Raw genomic sequence first — 3,378 nt, 5'->3', positions numbered from 1 at the left:
AAGCCCGCTGGCCAATCTGCTGGCGGCGCTGGCGATGATCGTGCCCGCTTTTGCGGTGCTGTATCGGCTCAGCGCCTCGCTGCCCGGTCTGGCGCTGGATCGGCAGACCGCCTTTGCCGATGGCTGGGTGGCCACGACGGGCGAGACCGAGACCATCCTGATTCTGGCGTTTTTCACCGGCCTGATCGGGATCGTTCTGGGGGCGCCGCTGTCGCTGATGCCGCAGGGCTCGGTCTTTGCCCTGCTGTGGGAGCTGGTGGCGGGCTGGGTGCAGCTGATGGTTTCGGCCTCCATCCTGACCACGCTTTACGGCCATTACATCGAAAAGCGCCCGCTGCTTTGAAAACCGGAACGGCACTGGCTTGCCAATCGCGCGGGGCTGGGTCTAATCGGCGGCATGAGTGATTTTGCCACAACCGCCCGCCACACCACGGCAGCCCTGCGCGACCTGTTTGATGCCACGCCCCTGCAGCGCAACGACCATCTGTCGGCGCGCTATGGGGCTGAGATCTATCTCAAGCGCGAGGATCTGACCCCGGTGCGCAGCTACAAGCTGCGCGGGGCGTTCAATGCGATGCGCAAGGTGCGGGTGGCGCGGCCCGATCAGGGGCATTTCGTCTGTGCCAGCGCCGGCAATCACGCGCAGGGCATGGCCTATGCCTGTCGCCATTTCGGGGTGAAGGGCACCATCTTCATGCCGGTCACCACGCCGCAGCAAAAGATCGACAAGACGCGCACGTTTGGTGGTGCAGCGGTCGAGATCGTGTTGACCGGCGATTACTTCGACCAGACGCTCGCCGCCAGCCAGGCCTATTGCGCCGAACAGGGGGCGCATTTTCTCTCGCCCTTCGACGACCCCGACGTGATCGAGGGGCAGGCCTCGGTCGCGGTGGAGTTGCTGGAGCAACTGGGCGCCGCGCCCGATCTGGTGGTCCTGCCCGTGGGCGGTGGCGGTCTGGCGTCTGGCGTCACGCGCTATCTGCGCGAGGTCGCGCCGCAAGTCGCCTTCTGCTTTGTGGAGCCTGCGGGTGGTGCCAGCCTGTTGGCCGCCCTGCAAGCCGGGGCGCCGGTCTCGTTGCCGCGCATCAACAGCTTTGTCGATGGGGCAGCGGTGGCCCGGCTTGGCGCCCACACCTATGAGGCCCTGAAATGGGCCGATCCTGCACAGGTGTTGCTCGCGCCCGAGGATCGCATCTGCATCACCATGCTGGAGATGCTGAATGTCGAGGGCATCGTGCTGGAGCCTGCGGGGGCGCTTTCTGTCGATGTTCTGCCGGTCTTGGCAGATGATATTCGCGGTAAAACAGTGGTTTGCGTCACCTCGGGCGGCAATTTCGATTTCGAGCGCCTGCCCGAGGTCAAGGAGCGCGCACAGCGCTATTCCGGCCTGAAAAAGTATTTCATCCTGCGCATGCCGCAGCGCCCCGGTGCCCTGCGCGAGTTTCTGAATATGCTGGGGCCGGATGATGACATCGCGCGGTTCGAGTATCTGAAGAAATCGGCGCGGAATTTCGGTTCGGTCCTGATCGGGATCGAGACGAAACAGGCGCAACAATTTCAGGCCCTCGCAGACCGCATGGATGCAGCTGGGTTCGCCTATCGCGACATCACCGGCGATGAGGCGCTGGCCGAGTTCCTGATCTGAAGCCCGGTCAGGCCCGCCGTTGCGCTCAGGCGGCGCGGCGGGCGATTTCGTCCCGGAAGCTGGCCTTTGCACTGTGATAGGCATGGATCAAGACGCCTCGATCCACCATAGCAGCCTGCCCCGCGCCGCACAGCCGTTCGCCATCCTGACACAGCTTGGCCAATTCGCTCAGCCCCAGGTTCAGCGCGCTGCCCTTGAGGAAATGCATGTCGCTCCCCAGGGCAGAATCATCCACCTCGAGCAGGCGCGCGATCACCTCATCGGTTTCCTCCAGAAAAAGATCGACAACCTCGTCGAACCCGTCGTCGCCCACCTCGGCGCGCAGTTCATCCACCCTTGTCCAGTCAATCATCATCGCCCCCATCGGCCACAACACCACAGGCCAAATCTGGGGCCGAGCCCTTAACATCCGGTTATCTTCTCCCCTCCAGTCATTTTGCATTTTAGGCTTCATCCTCTCTTAATCCGGAGCGGCGAATCTCGACCCAGATTGAGCGGGGAGTTCGTTGTGCCGTATGCAGGTCGTCACGTTCCAATGCCCGAACCGGAGGCCGAAGGCCCCCGGCGCGTCCTTGTCGTGGATGACAGCAAGGCGCAGCGCCGGATTCTGAGCCTTTCGCTGGAGCGTTGGGGGTATCAGGTGACCGAGGCGGGCTCGGCCGAAGAGGCGCTGCGCCATTGCGCGCAAACAGCCTTTGATATTGTGCTGTCCGACTGGGTGATGCCGGGCATGTCTGGCCTGGAATTCTGCAAGGCATTCAGGGCCTTACCCAGCGAGCGCTATGGCTATTTTGTTTTGTTGACCTCCAAGTCGGAGAAAGGCGAAATTGCGGATGGTCTTGATGGCGGGGCCGATGACTTTCTCACCAAGCCGGTGAATTCGGACGAATTGCATGCCCGCCTGCGCGCCGGCGAGCGCATCATCGGCATGCAGCGCGAGCTGGTCGCCAAGAACCGGCTGATCGGCGCCACGCTGGATGAGCTGCAAAAGCTCTATGATTCGCTCGACCGCGATCTGATCGAGGCGCGCAAGCTGCAGCAAACCCTCGTGCGCGAACGGCATCGCGTGTTCAGCCATGGCACTGCCTCGATCCTGTTGCGCCCTTCCGGTCATGTGGGGGGCGATCTGGCCGGGTTTTTCGACATCAGCGCGCGTCGCATTGCGCTCTATTCGGTGGATGTTTCCGGGCATGGCGTCGCCTCCGCCATGATGACCGCGCGGCTGGCGGGCATGTTGTCGGGCGCGGCGCCCGATCAGAACATTGCGCTGACGGGCGGTGTGGATGGCAACCGTGGCGCCTGGCCGCCCGAGATGGTGGCGTGGCGGCTCAACCGGATGATGCTGGACGATATTCAGGTCGAGCAGTATTTCACCATGGCCTATGCCGAAATCGACATGTTGACCGGAAAGGTGATGCTGGTGCAGGCCGGGCATCCCCATCCGCTGCTCATCCGTGCCTCGGGGGAGATCGAGCAACTGGGCCAGGGTGGCATGCCGATTGGCCTTTTGCCCAATGTGGGTTTTGACCGGATCGAGACGACGCTTTTGCCCGGTGACCGGCTGTTTCTGGTGTCAGATGGCGTGACGGAATGCCCTGATCCCGACGGCAACGAGATGGGCGCCGAGGGCTTGATCAGCTTTCTGCGCGAGAATACCGAACTCGAGCCTCCCGACCTGTTCGAGGCGCTTGTCTGGCAACTGAACCGCTTCGCTGGTGGCCGTGACTTCCCGG

Annotated in this window: 3 protein-coding genes and 1 pseudogene; 3 read left to right on the top strand and 1 reads right to left on the bottom strand. The window is 63.0% G+C overall.

Going from position 1 to position 3,378, the window contains the following annotated elements:
* Positions 1-343: pseudogene (locus JNN06_RS07225) on the top strand (threonine dehydratase); the annotation flags it as partial.
* A gap of 54 nt (positions 344-397) precedes the next feature.
* The gene (gene ilvA, locus JNN06_RS07220; protein ID WP_291238921.1) at positions 398-1,645 is read left to right on the top strand and encodes a threonine ammonia-lyase IlvA; all 1,248 of its coding nucleotides are present in this window, start codon (positions 398-400) and stop codon (positions 1,643-1,645) included.
* Positions 1,646-1,670: 25 nt separating this feature from the next.
* On the opposite strand, the gene JNN06_RS07215 is transcribed toward ilvA, so the two are convergent.
* On the bottom strand, positions 1,671-1,997 hold the full coding sequence (locus JNN06_RS07215) for an Hpt domain-containing protein (RefSeq protein ID WP_291238920.1): 327 nt from the start codon (positions 1,995-1,997) through the stop codon (positions 1,671-1,673).
* Positions 1,998-2,180: 183 nt separating this feature from the next.
* On the opposite strand from JNN06_RS07215, the gene JNN06_RS07210 reads away from it, so the two are divergent.
* On the top strand, positions 2,181-3,378 hold a 1,198-nt coding region (locus JNN06_RS07210), incomplete at its 3' end, for a PP2C family protein-serine/threonine phosphatase (protein WP_291238919.1).

Source organism: Gemmobacter sp. (assembly GCF_016792925.1).
Lineage (GTDB): Bacteria > Pseudomonadota > Alphaproteobacteria > Rhodobacterales > Rhodobacteraceae > Gemmobacter.
The sequence above is the reverse complement of the archived record's forward strand: the minus strand, read 5'-3'. Positions and strand labels throughout refer to the sequence as shown.

Bases quoted from the DNA above. Each gene is read 5' to 3' on its own strand.
- ilvA (WP_291238921.1), top strand. From the start codon at position 398: ATGAGTGATTTTGCCACAACCGCCCGCCACACCACGGCAGCCCTGCGC.
- JNN06_RS07215 (WP_291238920.1), bottom strand. From the start codon at position 1,997: ATGATTGACTGGACAAGGGTGGATGAACTGCGCGCCGAGGTGGGCGAC.